Source organism: Ruegeria sp. BG11, from assembly GCF_056538565.1.
In genome coordinates this window covers 109,642-124,775 of record NZ_JBQFTH010000007.1, presented here as the reverse complement: position 1 = coordinate 124,775, position 15,134 = coordinate 109,642, and the positions used below count along the sequence as shown (strand labels likewise).

At 60.2% G+C, this 15,134-nt stretch carries 14 protein-coding genes and 1 tRNA gene; 3 read left to right on the top strand and 12 right to left on the bottom strand.

What is annotated here, in order from left to right:
• Positions 1-25: 25 nt before the first annotated feature.
• The 5 genes from hisD to ACR0JF_RS13035 form a co-directional block, all read right to left on the bottom strand.
• A complete protein-coding gene (gene hisD / locus ACR0JF_RS13055; RefSeq protein WP_170660872.1) occupies positions 26-1,327 on the bottom strand; it encodes a histidinol dehydrogenase in 1,302 nt (433 codons plus the stop codon).
• Positions 1,328-1,380: 53 nt separating this feature from the next.
• Positions 1,381-1,836, bottom strand: a complete 456-nt coding sequence (locus ACR0JF_RS13050) for a GNAT family N-acetyltransferase (RefSeq protein WP_480669453.1) — start codon at positions 1,834-1,836, stop codon at positions 1,381-1,383.
• A 61-nt stretch (positions 1,837-1,897) separates the two neighbouring features.
• On the bottom strand, positions 1,898-2,374 hold the full coding sequence (locus tag ACR0JF_RS13045; protein ID WP_170660871.1) for a DUF2948 family protein: 477 nt from the start codon (positions 2,372-2,374) through the stop codon (positions 1,898-1,900).
• The gene (murA, locus tag ACR0JF_RS13040) at positions 2,371-3,639 is read right to left on the bottom strand and encodes a UDP-N-acetylglucosamine 1-carboxyvinyltransferase (protein WP_170660870.1); all 1,269 of its coding nucleotides are present in this window, start codon (positions 3,637-3,639) and stop codon (positions 2,371-2,373) included. The genes ACR0JF_RS13045 and murA overlap by 4 nt, the downstream gene beginning before the upstream one ends.
• 6 nt (positions 3,640-3,645) lie before the next feature.
• Positions 3,646-3,801, bottom strand: coding sequence for a hypothetical protein (locus tag ACR0JF_RS13035; RefSeq protein ID WP_170550458.1), 156 nt, complete (start codon positions 3,799-3,801; stop codon positions 3,646-3,648).
• 83 nt (positions 3,802-3,884) lie between these two features.
• Between ACR0JF_RS13035 and ACR0JF_RS13030 the strand changes: the two genes are divergently transcribed.
• Positions 3,885-3,959 (top strand) — tRNA-Thr (locus ACR0JF_RS13030).
• Positions 3,960-4,044: 85 nt separating this feature from the next.
• Here ACR0JF_RS13030 and ACR0JF_RS13025 read toward each other — a convergent pair.
• From ACR0JF_RS13025 to ACR0JF_RS13015, 3 genes are read right to left on the bottom strand one after another with little or no spacing between them, the layout of a single operon-like run.
• The gene (locus ACR0JF_RS13025; RefSeq protein ID WP_480669450.1) at positions 4,045-5,658 is read right to left on the bottom strand and encodes an AMP-binding protein; all 1,614 of its coding nucleotides are present in this window, start codon (positions 5,656-5,658) and stop codon (positions 4,045-4,047) included.
• A 16-nt stretch (positions 5,659-5,674) separates the two neighbouring features.
• Positions 5,675-6,484 (bottom strand): methylthioacryloyl-CoA hydratase, encoded by an 810-nt coding sequence (gene dmdD / locus ACR0JF_RS13020; RefSeq protein ID WP_170660868.1) that lies wholly within the window; start codon positions 6,482-6,484, stop codon positions 5,675-5,677.
• A 22-nt stretch (positions 6,485-6,506) separates the two neighbouring features.
• Positions 6,507-8,270, bottom strand: a complete 1,764-nt coding sequence (locus ACR0JF_RS13015; RefSeq protein WP_170660867.1) for an acyl-CoA dehydrogenase family protein — start codon at positions 8,268-8,270, stop codon at positions 6,507-6,509.
• Positions 8,271-8,384: 114 nt separating this feature from the next.
• Here ACR0JF_RS13015 and ACR0JF_RS13010 point away from each other — a divergent pair, with 114 nt between their 5' ends.
• On the top strand, positions 8,385-9,413 hold the full coding sequence (locus tag ACR0JF_RS13010) for an AraC family transcriptional regulator (RefSeq protein ID WP_170660866.1): 1,029 nt from the start codon (positions 8,385-8,387) through the stop codon (positions 9,411-9,413).
• A 109-nt stretch (positions 9,414-9,522) separates the two neighbouring features.
• The gene (locus ACR0JF_RS13005) at positions 9,523-10,929 is read left to right on the top strand and encodes a bifunctional enoyl-CoA hydratase/phosphate acetyltransferase (protein ID WP_170660865.1); all 1,407 of its coding nucleotides are present in this window, start codon (positions 9,523-9,525) and stop codon (positions 10,927-10,929) included.
• Positions 10,930-10,937: 8 nt separating this feature from the next.
• Here the strand turns inward: ACR0JF_RS13005 and arsB are convergent, their stop codons facing one another.
• Genes arsB through ACR0JF_RS12985 form a run of 4 tightly spaced genes read right to left on the bottom strand, consistent with a single transcriptional unit; the run spans position 10,938 to position 15,043 of the window.
• Positions 10,938-11,957: an ACR3 family arsenite efflux transporter gene (gene arsB, locus ACR0JF_RS13000; RefSeq protein ID WP_170660864.1), complete on the bottom strand. Its 1,020-nt coding sequence runs from the start codon at positions 11,955-11,957 to the stop codon at positions 10,938-10,940.
• Positions 11,954-13,219 carry an organoarsenical effux MFS transporter ArsJ gene (gene arsJ / locus ACR0JF_RS12995; protein ID WP_170660863.1) on the bottom strand — a complete coding sequence of 422 codons (1,266 nt, stop codon included), beginning with the start codon at positions 13,217-13,219 and terminating at the stop codon, positions 11,954-11,956. The genes arsB and arsJ overlap by 4 nt, the downstream gene beginning before the upstream one ends.
• Positions 13,216-14,214 (bottom strand): ArsJ-associated glyceraldehyde-3-phosphate dehydrogenase, encoded by a 999-nt coding sequence (locus ACR0JF_RS12990; RefSeq protein ID WP_170660862.1) that lies wholly within the window; start codon positions 14,212-14,214, stop codon positions 13,216-13,218. The genes arsJ and ACR0JF_RS12990 overlap by 4 nt, the downstream gene beginning before the upstream one ends.
• 1 nt (position 14,215) lies before the next feature.
• The gene (locus ACR0JF_RS12985) at positions 14,216-15,043 is read right to left on the bottom strand and encodes an arsenate reductase/protein-tyrosine-phosphatase family protein (RefSeq protein WP_170660861.1); all 828 of its coding nucleotides are present in this window, start codon (positions 15,041-15,043) and stop codon (positions 14,216-14,218) included.
• Between the last annotated feature and the right edge of the window lie 91 nt (positions 15,044-15,134).

Below are 15,134 nucleotides of genomic sequence, written 5' to 3'. Positions count from 1 at the left end.
TCAAGCTGGCGATCTGTGCCTCCCATCAGCCGTTCAGCCGGTTCAGGCGTGCGGTGACGGACAAACCATGCGCCTCGAGGCTTTCCGATTGCGCCAGTGTCTCAGCTGCAGGGCCGATCGCGCGCAGCGCTTCGGGGGTCATCTGGCTGAGGGTGGTACGCTTGAGGAAATCCATCACGCTGAGGCCAGATGAGAACCGCGCCGAGCGTGCCGTTGGCAGCACATGGTTGGGGCCGCCGACATAGTCTCCGATGGCTTCCGGAGTGTACTGTCCAAGGAAAATCGCGCCTGCGTGGATGGTCTTTTCGCTCAAATTCACCGGGTCGGCCACGCATAGTTCCAAATGCTCCGGGGCGATGCGGTTCGAAAGCGCGGCGGCCTCATCCAGATCGCGCACGGTGATGATCGCGCCAAAGTCCCGCCAGCTGGCCCCGGCGATGGCGCGGCGCTGTAGGGTCTCAAGGCGTTTTTCGACGGCCTGCGCCACGGCTTGACCGAAACCGGCATCATCCGTGATCAGGATCGACTGCGCGCTTTCATCATGTTCGGCCTGGCTGAGCAGATCCAGCGCGATCCAGTCGGGCTCATTGTCCTTGTCGGCAATCACGAGGATTTCCGACGGGCCAGCGATCATGTCAATGCCGACCTTGCCGAACACCCGACGTTTCGCCGCGGCCACAAAGGCATTTCCCGGGCCGGTGATCTTGTCGACCGGGGCGATGGTGTCAGTGCCATAGGCCAGCGCGGCGACGGCTTGTGCGCCGCCGATGCGATAAATTTCATCCACCCCCGATAGCTGCGCGGCCAGCAGAACCAGCGGGTTTGCCTGCCCGTCCGGGGTGGGTACGACGATAGCCAACCGCTCAACCCCTGCCACCTTGGCCGGGATCGCGTTCATCAGAACGGATGAAGGGTAGGAGGCCAACCCGCCCGGCACGTAAAGGCCCGCCGCTGAGACAGCCGACCAGCGCCAACCCAGCGTTGCGCCGGTCTCATCAGTCCACTGGTGATCCTCAGGCATCTGCTTTTCGTGATAGGCGCGGATACGCTCTGCGGCCAGTTCCAGCGCCGCGCGGTCTTCCGGGGTCACCTGTGCGACGGCTTCGGCGATCTCATCAGACGAAAAGGCCAGTGTCTCGGGCGTCAGCTCCAGCCGGTCGAATTTCGCGGTCAGCTCGATCACCGCCGCATCGCCACGGTTGCGGACATCGTCGATGATCCCGGCTACCACCGCATCCACATCCGGGCTGTCTTCGCGCTTGGCCGATAGCAGCGTTTGAAAGTCGGCCTCAAACTCAGGCGAGGTGGTGTCGAGGAAAACGGGCATGATCTGGCACTCCGGAGCGTTTCACGGGGACATATCGCCCGCAAGGGTTGGTCTCAACCCTTCTCGGCCGGGTGCAGCGATTTGCGCAGGGGGAATTGGGTCATCCCGTGCCACTCTTCCACATCGCCCGCCCAAACCCAGCCATATCTGAGGTAGAAGGCCCGTGCTGTGTGGGTGGCATCAAGATAGGCCTGTGCGCAGCCTTGATCCGCCAGCTCCTGTTCAAGCCGGGCCAAAAGGGCCCGCCCGATTCCACGCCGCACATGTCCGGGATCGACATAAAGCAGTGAGATCATCGAGCCGTGGCGCAGCCCTCCGACGGCCACGATCTGTCCGTCTAGCTCAGCCACCCAGATATCCGAGCCGCTTTGTATCCAGCCGCGAACGGTCTGCGGGTCTTTATTGGATGTCCACAGCGCCACAAGTTCGGGGTCTTTGTGGTGATCCGCCGCGCAGAGATGGGTGATAGAGCGGATCAGCACCTGGCTGATCTGGAACACATCAAACACGGTCGCACGGCGCAGCTCCAGACCCGAGGCGGGTCCAGAGAAGGCCTGCGATATGCCGCGTTTATTCTGGATGATGCGGTGCCTGGCCCGAGGGGGCGCTATAGGGGCGCGTCACGTCTTTCAGGGTGGCTTCAATTGCCTCGACCGTCAGGCGGATCGCGCCGTCGCCCGCAAGGGTCAGCAGGATCTGGCCTTCGCCGTCCTCGCCGGCCTCGAAATCGACCGAGAGCAGCGACATCACCATATCCGTGTCGCGGCGGTCGATCCCTTGACTGGCGACCGACAACACCGAGTCGAACACAAGAACCGACTGCACGCGCTCAAACGGACGGTCGCGGCGGGTGGCGGCATCCTTGTCCTCCCACCGGAAGCGGTTCAGCAGCAGCCCGAAACGGCGCTGCGAGGGCTGCCATTTCATCTCGGTCACCGGGAACACTGCATCCTGCGCAAGCGATGAGATCACCTGCAGGTCATCACCGTCTTCGGCGCCCAGATTCAGCGGCGCTTCGCGGCCGTCTTCAAAACTTGCGTCTGTCATTCGCCCTTGATCCGTTCGATTTTGGCACCCACGCCTTCCAGTTTACGCACCACATGCTCATATCCGCGGTCCAGATGATAGACCCGGCTGACAGTTGTTTCCCCTTCTGCCGCCAAGCCCGCCAGAATCAACGAGACCGAAGCCCGCAGATCGGTGGCCATAACCGGCGCGCCTTTCAGCTGCTCAACCCCTGTGACCGTGGCCGTCCCGCCATGCACCTCGATCTGCGCACCCATGCGCGTCAGCTCCGGCGCGTGCATGAAGCGATTTTCGAAAATACGCTCCTCCAGAACCGAGGTCCCTTCGGCCGTACACATCAGCGCCATCATCTGCGCCTGCAGGTCAGTGGGGAAGCCGGGGAAAGGTTCAGTGACCACGTCCACGGCCCACACGCGACCATTCTTGCGCGCAACTTTCAGGCCCTTTTCGGTTTCCGAAACGCTGACGCCTGCGGCTTCGAGTTTTTCCACGAAGGAACTGACCAGCGACATGCGCCCGCCCAGTAGTTCTACCTCGCCACCGCAGATCGCAGGAGCCAACATATAGGTGCCCAATTCGATCCGGTCCGTTACCACCTGATGAGTCGCACCGTGCAGACGGTCGACGCCCTGAATTTCGATCGTCGATGTCCCTTCACCCGAGATCTGAGCGCCCATCTTGCGCAAACACTCCACCAGATCGACAATCTCTGGCTCGCGCGCTGCGTTCTTCAGGACAGTGGTGCCTTTGGCCAATGTGGCGGCCATGACGATGTTCTCGGTCGCCCCGACCGAGGCAAAGCGCATCTCATGCACCGCGCCTTTCAGCCCGCCCGGAGCCTTGGCGTGCAGATACCCGTCTTTCAGTTCGATCTCGGCGCCCAGAGCCTCGAGCCCTTCGACGTGCAAATCCATCGGTCGCGCGCCAATGGCGCAGCCACCCGGCAGCGACACGACCGCCTGCCCGAAACGCGCCAGCAACGGCCCCAGCACCAGATTTGAGGCCCGCATCTTGCGCACGATGTCATAATCCGCCGTCTGGCTGGTCAGATCATGGCTGGACATCGCGATCACCTGACCGTCCTGCAGCGCGGACACCTCGGCCCCCAGCGATTGCAGCAGCGCTGTCATGGTCTTGATATCGCTGAGGCGTGGCGCATTGGTCAGCGTCAGCGGTTCTTCGCTGAGTAGCGTCGCAGGCATCAGCGTCAGGCACGCGTTCTTGGCCCCCGCAATCGGTATCTGACCGTTCAGCGGCCCGTTGCCCGTCACCAGAATCGAATCCATCTGCTCTTATCCCTCGTCCTTGTCGGCTTTGTCATCCGAGGCCGCCCGCGCCTTGGCCTGCGCCTTGCGCCGAGCCATGTTGGCCTTGAGTGCTGCTTTCAGCCGCTCTTCCCGCGTATCACCGGATTTGCCGTGTTTTTTAGGTGTATCTTTGTCTGCCATGGTCTTTCTCTACAGGAGGCGAAAAAAACCGTCCAGACACCCTTGCGCCGCGTTTCGTTTGAGTCTAATCACCCGCCCACGATGCTGCTGTAGCTCAGAGGTAGAGCACTCCCTTGGTAAGGGAGAGGTCGAGAGTTCAATTCTCTCCAGCAGCACCATGATTTCCCAGATAGAACCGAGACGTGTTTGCCTAGGTTTGAGGCTTTGCCCGAGCTTTGTTGGAAAAACCCGGGCAGAGCTATGTCAAAGCGACAGTGTTTTGACGCGGTCGCGCAGTTGGAATTTCTGGATTTTGCCGGTTGAGGTCTTGGGAAGTGTCTCGAAAACAACCGCTTTTGGCGCCTTGAACCCGGCCAGATGATCGCGACAGAACGCGATGATGTCCTCAGCGCTTGCCTCGGCCCCGTCGCGTAATTCGATAAAGGCGCAGGGGACCTCGCCCCATTTCTCATGCGGCATTGCGACCAAGGCGGCGGCCTGAACCGCGTCATGGCGATAGAGCACCGCTTCGACTTCGACGGATGAGATGTTTTCGCCGCCCGAGATGATCACGTCCTTCAGGCGGTCGCGGATTTGAATGTATCCATTCTCATGCATCACAGCTCCGTCGCCGGACCAGAACCAGCCATCCTCGAAGGCATTCGAGGTCGCCTCGGCGTCTTTGTAGTACCCGGCCATGACCGTGTTTCCCCGGATGGCGATCTCACCTTGTGTGGCACCATCGCGCGGCACCGGTGCGCCGTTGTCGCGGTCGATTACGGTGACCTCTTCGACCATCGGAAAAGCGATACCCTGTTGTGCCTGCAATTCAGCCTGTTCCGCGGGGCTGAGATCGTTCCACTCCTCCTGCCAGAGGCATTGCGAGATGTGGCCGTAAGTCTCGGTCAGGCCATAGACCTGCATGACGTCAAACCCCATCGCGCTGGTCTTCTCCAAAACCGAAGGGGGCGGAGGCGCGCCTGCGGTTAGAACACGGATTGCGGGATCAAAGGGGGCGGCGTCGCTTTCGGCCTCTGCGAGCATTTGCAGAACGATGGGGGCGGCACCGAAATGGGTCACGCCATGGGTGCGGATCGCGTCCAGAATACGGTCTGCGGCGGGGATGCGTGTAAAGACAACCGTCCCTCCAAGCATTGCCATCAACCAGGGATGGCCCCAGCCATTGCAGTGGAACATCGGCACGACGGACAGATAGACCGGATAGGGCGGCATCTGCCATGCGGTACCCGTACCTAACGCCATCAGGTACGCGCCACGGTGGTGATAGACGACGCCCTTGGGGCGACCCGAGGTGCCCGAGGTGTAGTTCAGCGCAATCGCGTCCCACTCATCATCGGGAAGATCGACTGGCAGCGGCGGGGCTGTGGTCAGCGCCTCATAGGTCTGGCCGCCAAGGCACTGACCAGTGGCGGCAGGATCGGCGATTTCGACCACAGGTATTGTGCGACCCAACAGATCAAAGGCTTTGGACAGAAGCGGAACCAGTTCACGGTCCACGATCACCAGTTTGGTGTCCGCATGGTCCAGAATATAGGCGATGGTTTCGGGCTCGAGCCGGGTGTTGAGCGTATTCAGCACCCCTCCGGTCAGAGGCAGGGCAAAATGCAGCTCAAACAGTTCGGGGATGTTTGGGCTGAGGACCGAAACCGTATCGCCTTTCTGCACGCCAAGTGCTGCCAACCCACTGGCCACCGCGCGAATGCGGGCGGCGGTTTCCGTCCAGCTTCGTCGGATGTCACCATAGATAACAGCTGTGCGCGCGCCGTGCAGGGTTTCGGCGCGGCGCAGGAAGGACAAAGGTGACAAAGGCACATGGTTGGCCCGTGTCTTCTGAAGAGCTTCGAAATGGTGACGCATCCGGATCCCGCCTGTCTTAACTGTTGGGCCGCACGCGGGCGGCGGTTTTGTTGGCAAAGGCTTCCAACCGTTCGCGGGCGGCGGGCTGGGTGTTGACCACGCCGCCGACCACGGCTTCGGCATAAGCTGCATCCATGCTGGACATGTTGTTCAAATGGCTGATCGCCGAACAGATTGCAAAATTGGTCAAAGGCAGGTTCTGCGCGATTTGGTCTGCCAGTTCCATTGCCTTGGCCATGCTGCCACCGTCTTCGGTGATGTACTGCGCCAGCCCCAGATCGACAGCCTCTTGCCCCTGATAGACACGGCCGGTCAGGATCATATCGATCATGCGGTATTTGCCGATCATGTCCGAGACGCGGATGGTTGCGCCTCCGCCCGTGAAAATCCCGCGCTGCCCCTCGGGCAAGGCGAAATAGGTGCCGGGGTCGATGACGCGGATATGGGCGGCGCTGGCAAGCTCCAGCCCGCCGCCAACCACCGCGCCTTTCAGGGCGGCGATGATCGGCACGCCACCATATTCCATCTTGTTGAACGCCTCATGCCAGCGAAGGCAGACATGCATGAAGTCATCGGGGCTGCGGTCGGCTTTCCAGTGTTCAACCAGATCCAGGCCCGCGCAGAAGTGATCTCCCTCGCCGGTCAGCACAACCGCCCGCACGCCAGCCATGCGTGCGCCGCTGAAAAAGCGGATCAGTTCTTCGATCGTGGCCACGTCCAGTGCATTGCGCTTGGTCGGGCGGTTCAGGGTCACGACATAGAGGCCATTGTCACGCTCGGAAATCGCGAGGTTCTCATAGGTGGCGGGGTTCACGACATCATTCATGAGTCAGATCCTTTTAAAGGCGTTATTCAGGGAAGGCCGCGTCAAGCAGGCTGCGCGCGCCGTGCAAGATGCGGGTTTGTTCGGCACTGCATTCCGGCAGGATATGCTGGGCAAAGAACAGCGCGGTGGCGATCTTCTGGGTCATGAACTGCGTGTTCTGCCCATCATTCAACGTAGCCTGCGCCGGGGTGACACCTTTTGCCAGTTTCCAACCCGCCGCAAGCGTACCTGCAAGCATCAGGAACGGGACCGAGCCCGCAAATGCGGCGTCGATGTCCTTGCGGCTGTTTTCCAACAGCCATTCCAGCGCGGCTTCAAACGTGCCGCGTGCCTGCGCAAGGCTTGCGCCGATGGCTTGCGCGGTGGCATCGCCTTCTGCCAGCTCGGCTTCGGTCGCTGCGATGCGGGCGGCGAACCGGCGGGCGGTCTCGCCCCTGTCGCGCATGACCTTGCGACCCAGAAGGTCGTTGGCCTGAATGGCGGTGGTGCCTTCGTAAATCGGCAGAATGCGAGCGTCGCGATAGTGCTGAGCGGCGCCAGTTTCTTCGATAAAGCCCATGCCGCCATGGATTTGAACGCCCAGAGAGGCGACCTCGACCGCGCGTTCCGAGCAGAAGCCCTTGACCAGCGGAACCATGAACTCGGCCAGAGAGGCCATGTCCGGATCATCCTGATGGTGTGCGATGTCCAGCAGCCCGGCTGTGGCCGCCGCCATGGCGCGCCCGCCTTCGGTGAGGCTGCGCATCCGCATCAACATGCGGCGTACGTCGGGGTGTTCGATGATCGCCACGGCGTCCTTGGCCTGGCCATTCACGGGGCGGCTTTGGACCCGGTCCCGCGCATAAGCCACGGCGCGTTGATAGGCACGTTCTGAGGTCGCGATGCCCTGAACACCGACCGAAAAGCGCGCGGCGTTCATCATGATGAACATATATTCCAGTCCGCGGTTTTCTTCACCGATCAGGAAGCCCGTGGCGTCTTTGTATTCCAGCACCGCCGTCGGGCTGGCGCGTACGCCCAGCTTGTGTTCGATGCTGACACAGTTCACCGAGTTCTCAGCCCCGACCGAGCCATCCTCAGCCACCATCTTCTGCGGGACGATGAACAGGCTCAGTCCCTTCGGTCCGGCGGGCGCGTCAGGGGTGCGCGACAGAACCAGATGGATGATGTTCTCAGTCAGGTCATGCGCGCCATATGTGATGAAGATCTTGGTGCCGGACACTCCATAGCTACCATCTTCGCGTCGCACCGCCTTGGTCGAGACGCGACCCAGATCGCTGCCCGCCTGCGGTTCGGTCAGGTTCATCGTGCCCGACCAGCGCCCAGCAATTAAAGGCTCTAAATAGGTGGCTTTCTGCGCGTCCGAGCCCGTGAGCAGCAGCGCCTCGATCGCACCATCGGTCAGCAAGGGGCACAGGCCAAAGCTCATGTCCGCAGCGTTCAGCATCTCGACCGCCGCCGCGCCAACCGTTCGCGGCAAGCCCATGCCGCCGAACTCTGGCGGGTGCGTGAGGGCCTGCCAGCCCATTTCAACAAACTGTGCATAGGCCTGCGCGTCCCCTTCGGGCATCGTCACGCGGCCATTGTCAAACTGTGCGCCCAACGTGTCGCCGATATGGGATAGGGGCGCAATCTGTTCGCTGCAGAACCGGGCATATCCCTCTAGCGCAGCGCCGATATCGGTCAGTTCGAAACCCGAGTATGCGTCCAGAGTGGACACTGTTTCCCAATGGGACAGGTGTTCGATACAGAACATCAGATCCTGTACGGGTGGCTGATAGGACATGCCAGATTCCCCCAATGGTAATTGTGGTTTCACGTCATTTATCTGTCGTGCAGCTTGCCGAAAAGCTCATATATTGCCAAGTTACTATCCGATATTGCCAAATTGGGGGCGATCATGGTCAGCAATGACCCCATCTCACTTACAACCGTTTCTGCCGGTTTCATCCAGGATTGGCTTGAGGCGCTGAGGGTGTGTTGCAGCGCAGATCAGATGCAGTTCCTGCTGAGCCGTTCGGGCCTGCACGCCAGTGCGTCAGAGCCTGCGCAGCGTGTGACGCTTCAGGAAATCGCTCGCCTGTACCAGCTGGCCGCGCCTCAGACGGGGGACGAGATGATGGGCCTGTGGAGCCGTCCCATTCGGCCACGCGCCCTGCAGCACCTTGTGACCGTTCTGCGCGAAGCAAGCAGCCTGACCTCGTCGCTGTATCGCTTTTCGACATTCTGGAACTTGTTGCTAGACGATTTCCACCTGGATCTACGCACCGGGCCGGAGGTGGCTGAGCTTTCGCTGGTACCGTATCGGCAGGACATGGCACCCCAGCGCTTTGGTCATATGCTGATCCTGAAACTTGCGCATGGGCTGCTGTCATGGCTGAGCGGATCGGAAACGCCGGTAAAGACCGTTCGCTTTGCCTTTGCGCGGCCAAGTTTCGCAGCGGACTATGCGGTTGTCTTCCCCTGCGCGGTGACATTCGATGCCCCGCAGACCAGCATTCTGTTCGATCCGCGCCGTTTTGATCCCCCGATCACGCGCAGCCCGGCTGAGGCGTCTCTCTTCTTGGAGCGCGCACCGATCGACTGGATATTCACCAACTCGCGCGCCCATACAAACAGCCTGCAGGTCCGTGCGTTCCTTTATCGGACGTCCTGGAAAAGCAGCCAGCTTCCCGATGCCGCCCTTGCCCTGAAGATGACGCCCCGGACCCTGAACCGGCGTCTCAAGGACGAGGGCACCTCATTTCAGGACATCAAGGACGCCCTGCGCCGCGATATTGCGATCCGCGCCCTGCAGCAAAGCGGCGACAGTATCGAGCAGATTGCGTTCGATACGGGGTTCTCGGCCCCGGCGAATTTTCACCGCGCATTCCGGAAATGGACCAACCGCAGCCCGGGTTCGTATCGCGCACAGGATCGCGCGGTCTGACCGTCGCGGCGCTTGCATGTCTCTGTCATATTGAGCCTTTATGGATCGTAGAACAGCAACGGTTGGGGTGTCTGACCAAGAGTTGGCTATTGTATTGAAAGGGGAATGAATGTCATCGGATGAGGATACCGGCATCGGCTTCATCGAAAATCGGCCTTTTGATGAGATAAGTGTCGGAAATACCGCCGAGCTGTCCCGTACCCTGACCGCACAGGATATCGACGCCTTTGCAGCGGTCTCAGGTGATGTGAACCCGGCCCATGTGGATGAGGCCTTCGCGCAGGAGGATGTCTTTCACAAGGTGGTCGCACATGGCATGTGGGGCGGTGCGCTGATATCCAATGTTTTAGGCACGCAATTGCCGGGGCCCGGGACAATTTATCTGGATCAGACCCTAAAATTCCTCAAACCCGTTGGTATTGGCGATACGGTCACTGTGCGCGTCACCGTGACCGAAAAGCAGTCCGAGAATAAGCACGTCACTCTGGATTGTCTCTGTACGACTGGCGATGGTAAGCCTGTCATCACCGGACAAGCCGTTGTGATCGCGCCGGACAAAAAGGTCAAAAGGCCGCGAATGGCGATGCCGGATCTGGTTTTGCATCACCGGGGCGCCTCCTATGACCGATTGCTGAGCGCGGCTCAGAAAATGGACCCATTGCCAACAGCTGTGGTCCATCCCTGTGATGAAAGTGCGTTGGCGGGGGCGCTCTCGGCCCGTGATTTGGGTTTGTTAGAGCCTGTTTTGGTCGGTCCACGCAGCCGGATACTACATGCGGCGGATGCGGCCGGGTTGGATATCGGCGGGCTCGAGATCATTGATACGCCGCACAGTCATGCCTCGGCCGAACGGGCGGTGCATCTGGCGCGGGATGGTCGTGTGAAGGCCCTGATGAAGGGCGCGTTGCACACGGATGAGGTCATGTCGGCCGTTGTCTCAAAGGCCAACGGTCTGCGCAGCGAACGCCGGATGAGCCATGTCTACGTCATGGATGTGCCGACCTATTCCAAACCGCTTTTGATCACCGATGCGGCCATCAACATAGCGCCCGATCTGCAGACCAAGGCGGATATGGTTCAGAATGCGATTGATCTGGCCCGCGCCATCGGGATCGATACACCAAAAGTAGCGATCCTGTCAGCGGTTGAGACCATTACACCCCGGCTGCAATCCACGGTCGAGGCTGGTGCCTTGTGTAAAATGGCGGATCGTGGGCAGATCACGGGCGGTATGCTTGATGGCCCTCTGGCCTTTGACAACGCCGTGTCGATGCACGCGGTCACGACCAAGGGCATCAAATCCGAGGTGGCGGGGCAGGCCGATATACTGGTCGCGCCGGACCTTGAGGCCGGCAACATGATTGCCAAGCAGCTCATGTATCTGGCCGGAGCCGAGGCCGCAGGGATTGTTTTGGGCGCGCAGGTTCCGATCATGCTGACCAGCCGCGCCGATGATCGCCGCACTCGCATCGCCTCGGCGGCGATTGCGGTGCTGTATGATCATTCGGTGCGGTGAATGCTTTACTACGTCGCGGGTTCGGGAAACCGGGCCCGTGTGCGGTTGGCGAAGGCAACCAGTGACAACATCACCGGTACCTCGACCAGCACACCCACCACCGTTGCAAGCGCCGCGCCGGAGTTTAGGCCGAACAGGCTGATGGCGACCGCTACGGCCAGCTCAAAAAAGTTCGAGGTACCGATCATGGCGCAAGGGGCGGCGATGCGGTGCGGGACCTTCAGGGCATAGGCGGCCCCATAGGCCAGAGCGAAGATGCCATAGCTTTGGATCAGGATCGGCACGGCGATCAAAACAATGACCATCGGCTTGGCCAGGATCGTCTCTCCCTGAAGGCCGAAAAGGATCACCACCGTTGCGATCAGGCCCATGATCGACCACGGTTTGACGCGGGCGGAGAAAGCGTCGATGGCCTCCTGCGAGCCCAGCCGCTTGCGGGTGATCAAACCGGCAATCAGGGGCAAAACCACATAGAGAACGGTGGCCAGTACCAGCGTTTGCCATGGGACTGAGATATCGGTGACCCCCAGCAAAAAGGCGACGATCGGGGCAAAAGCCACGACCATGATCAGGTCATTCACCGAGACCTGAACCAGCGTATAGGTCGCATCCCCTTTGGTCAGTTGCGACCAGACAAATACCATCGCGGTGCAGGGCGCGGCCCCCAACAGGATCAGACCCGCGGTGTATTGTGCTGCGTCCTCGGGCTGAATCCACGGGGCGAAGACATAGTCGAAGAACAACACCGCCAGTAGTGCCATGGTGAAGGGCTTAATCAACCAGTTGACCACCAGCGTCACAATCAGGCCTTTGGGTTGCCGGGCGACGCCCGCGACCGCCTTGAAATCGACGCCAACCATCATCGGGTAGACCATGGCCCAGATCAGCAGGGCCACGACAAGGTTGACGCTGGCCACCTCGGCTCCTGCGATCAGGCCGACCAGACCAGACGCGGCCAGTCCGATCAGCACACCACCGACCATGGCGAGGGCGACCCAGATGGTCAGATAGCGCTCGAAGATGCTCATGAATATGCCTCAGTTGTTTGGTCGGTCAGCTTACCCGAAGTGAGCGCCGCAAGGGCCACCATGACAGCCGCTGTGCCCAAAACAAGGGGCAGGCCGCCGACCTGATAGGTAAAGCCGGACAAGACGGTGCCCAAAAGGCGTCCTGTCGCGTTGGCCATGTAGTAAAAGCCGACATCCATCGTGACCCGCTCGGACTTTGTGAAGGCGAGGATCAGATAGGAATGCAGGGATGAGTTGACGGCGAAGATTGCTCCAAACACCAGCAGGCCCAAAACCAACGTGATTGTCAGCCATGTTTCAGGCCCGGAAGACAGTAAAACCGCCAGTGTTAGAGCCGCAGGAACGCAGAACAGCATTGCGGCCCAGCTGCGTGCAGCGCGGATCAAATCGCCTTCGGACCGGTCTGAGGCCCGTAGGATCTTGGGCGCGTTGGCCTGAATAACGCCGTAGAGGATGATCCAGAACGCCATGAAGGTGCCGATCATGAAAAAGGCGGCGCGGTTGCCCTCTTCCGTACCATCCGAGAGGACGGCGTAGAAATAGATAGGGATGCCGACCACGAACCACACGTCGCGGGCACCAAACAGAAAGACCCGCGCGGCGGACAGCCAATTGACGTTGGCAGATTTCGAAAAGACCTCAGAGAACTTCGCGCCCTTGCGCCCTTTGGGCAGGCCGGGGGGCATGAAGCGGATGACGGCGAATAGGATCACCGCCAGAACGACTGCCATCACGATGATCGCCGCCTGAAAGCCCAGCTTTGCCAGCATCGCCGCACCCAACAGGAAGCCTAGCCCTTTGACGGCGTTCTTTGATCCGGTCAGCACCGCCACCCAGCGAAACAGCCCGCCGCCCTTGGTCGGGGCCAGCAATTTCACCGCGGATTTCGAGGACATCTTGGCCAGATCCTTGGCGACTCCGCTTGCGCCTTGCACGATCATGACGAAGGCCACAGATGCGCCAATCGCCCAATTAGGGTCTAGTTGCGTCAACGCCAGGAGCGCCACCACCTGCAACCCAAGCCCTGCATAGAGCGTCGAGGTCAAGCCAAACCGCGCCGCGATCCAGCCCGCTGCAAGGTTCGTCACCATCCCAGCGAATTCATAGAGGACAAACAGATAGGCCAGTTGCACCGGCGAGAAGCCCAGCGTATGAAAGTGCAACAGCACCAGCATCCGCAAGGCCCCATCGGTCAGCATAAAGGCCCAATAGGCCGCCGTGACCGCGATATAGGCCGACAGCCCCTCGGGCCGGTCGGTCACAGCGAAGCCCCAACCATCAGCGCCACATCGACCAGACGGTGGGCATAGCCCATCTCGTTGTCATACCAGGCATAGATTTTCACCTGCGTGCCGTTCACCACCATGGTCGACGGCGCATCCACAATCGAAGAGCGTTCGTCATTGGTGTAGTCGGTCGAGACCAGCGGGCGGGTCTCATAGCCCAGAATGCCGTTCAATTCACCTTCGGCGGCGGCTTTGAAGAAGGTGTTGACCTCTTCGACGGTGGTCTCACGCTCAACCTCGAACACGCAGTCGGTCAGTGAGGCGTTAAGTAGCGGCACGCGCACCGCATGGCCGTTCATACGCCCTTTGAGTTCGGGGTAGATCAGCGTGATCGCCGTGGCCGAGCCGGTTGTGGTCGGGATCAGCGAGTTCAACGCCGAGCGCGCCCGGCGCAAATCCTTGGCGGGACGGTCGACGATAGTCTGCGTGTTGGTCACGTCATGGATCGTGGTCATCGAGCCGTGGCGGATGCCCAGATTCTCGTGGATCACCTTAACTACAGGCGCCAGGCAGTTCGTGGTGCAGGAGGCTGCGGTCACGATCTGATGGGCGGCCGGATCGTAGATGTCGTCATTTACACCCATCACGATATTGGCGGTCGGGCCGTCCTTGACCGGAGCCGAGACAACAACCTTCTTCACGCCCGCCTCGAAATAGGGGGCAAGCTTGGCCTCGGTCTTGAAGACACCGGTGCAGTCGATCACCACATCGACGCCATCCAAGGGCAGGGCGCTCAGGTCCTTGGTGCCGATGAAGGGCAGACGGGTGCCGTTGATTGTGACGCTGTCCTCATCATGCTCGAAAGTGGCGTCCCAGCGGCCATGAACCGTGTCGAACTCCAACAGATGCGCGTGCATCTCGGCATCTCCGACCGCGTCGTTGATCCAGGCGATCTTGGCGCCTTTCTCCAACAGCGGTTTCAGGGCCAGTTTTCCTATCCGGCCCAGGCCATTCACAGCATATGTGGTCATTTCAGTCTCCGACAGAGGTTCTGCCGATGTCATCGACAGCAGATTGTAGGGCGATCCGGTCAAGGCTTTCGACCGGCAAGGAGGTGAACGCCTCGATCCGGCGCTTCAGCGCGCCATAGGCGTTTTGAAAGGCGAGGCTTTTCTCGGCATCGGTTCCGGTAGCTTTCACCGGGTCTTCCATGCCCCAATGGCCGCTGATCGGTTGGCCTTCCCAGGCCGGGCAGTCTTCGTTCGCAGCTTGATTGCAAACGGTAAAAACAAAATCCATCTCCGGCGCCCCGTCGGTTGCAAATTCCGACATATGCTTGGAGCGCAGGACCGTAGTATCGTGACCCTTGTCCTGCAACACCTGCACGGCAAAGGGATTCAACTCGGACACGGGCTGCGTTCCGGCGGAATAGACGGTGAACCTGTCGCCACCCAATTGGCGCAGCAGTGTTTCGGCAAAGATCGAGCGGGCGGAATTGCCCACGCATAGAAACAGGACGTTAAATTTGCGGTCAGTCATGTCTTCATTTCCTTGTGTGAAAGGCATGCAGATATCGGGGCGACCCCGGCAGCAATCGACGACCAGAAAATCAAGCATTCCCTGCAGCTTTGCCATATCGACGGAATAAAGCAGAGACGTGCCTGAGCGTTCCTGAGTCACCAGCCCGGACCTTTGCAGCGCATTCAGATAGTTCGACATGGTGCTGGGTTTGATATCCAGCTCCGAGGCCAGCTCACCCGCTGGCACGGTGTCAGGAAACCGTCGCATTAACATGCGAAAGACTGTGATGCGTTGCGGATGGCCCAGAATGGCCAGCTGATCGGCGATCTCTTCTATCATATTTCATGAATTATGGAAATATATGTTGGTAGTCAACCGGGAAACCCGTTGTGTCACAGAACTTTCACGAAGCCTTATCGCGCTGATCTGG